Consider the following 939-nt stretch of genomic DNA (forward strand, 5'->3'; position numbering starts at 1 on the left):
GCATAACAGGGGTTTTGCGGTCTTGTTCATCGCTAACATATTGCGCCCCTAGGCGACCAGGCATCGAAAAATCGACCTGAATCGTTCCACATTGCCAAACTCGGCCAATACAGTCTTTCAACGAAAACTCTATTTTCGGACCATAAAATGCACCCTCTCCTGGCAGCAAATCCCATTTCAGATCTTTTGCATCCAAGGCTTTCGCAAGCGCATCCTCTGCCTTATCCCAAACTTCGTCGCTTCCGACCCGCTCTTCAGGGCGCGTTGATAGCTTGTAAAGAATCTCAGTAAATCCAAAATCTTCATAGACCTCATGCAACATGTCTATGAAATCAGCGACCTCCGCCTGAATCTGTTCTTCCGTACAGAAAATATGCGCATCATCCTGGGTAAAACCCCGTACGCGCATAATACCGTGCAAAGCACCGCTTGCCTCGTTACGGTGACAAGAGCCAAACTCCGCGAGACGCAACGGCAATTCTTTGTAGCTTTTTAGCCCCTGATTGAATACCTGCACGTGACATGGGCAGTTCATTGGCTTAATCGCAAAATCACTATTCTCAGAATGCGTTGTAAACATCTGCTCACTGAACTTATCCCAATGACCGGAACGCTCCCATAGAGTACGATCAACAACCTGCGGTGTCTTGATCTCTTTATAGTCGTACTGTCGCTGCTTAATGCGCATGTACGATTCGATTGTCTGATAAATACTCCAACCCTTATCGTGCCAGAACACCATTCCTGGCGCCTCATCCTGCATATGAAATAGGTTTAGTTTTTTACCAATCTTTCGATGATCACGCTTTTCAGCCTCAGCAAGGCGATTCAAATGCTGCTTTAGCTGCTTTTTGTCGGCAAAGGCCGTGCCGTAGATACGCTGTAACTGCTTATTATCAGAATCACCACGCCAATACGCACCAGACACTCTCATCAGCT

Annotated in this window: 1 protein-coding gene; it reads right to left on the bottom strand. The window is 47.0% G+C overall.

The window, feature by feature from the left end; all coding sequences use genetic code 11:
* On the bottom strand, positions 1–939 hold a 939-nt coding region (gene thrS, locus A3750_RS20770), incomplete at both ends, for a threonine--tRNA ligase (protein WP_068548738.1).

The sequence above is a fragment of the Oleiphilus sp. HI0079 genome, from assembly GCF_001635105.1.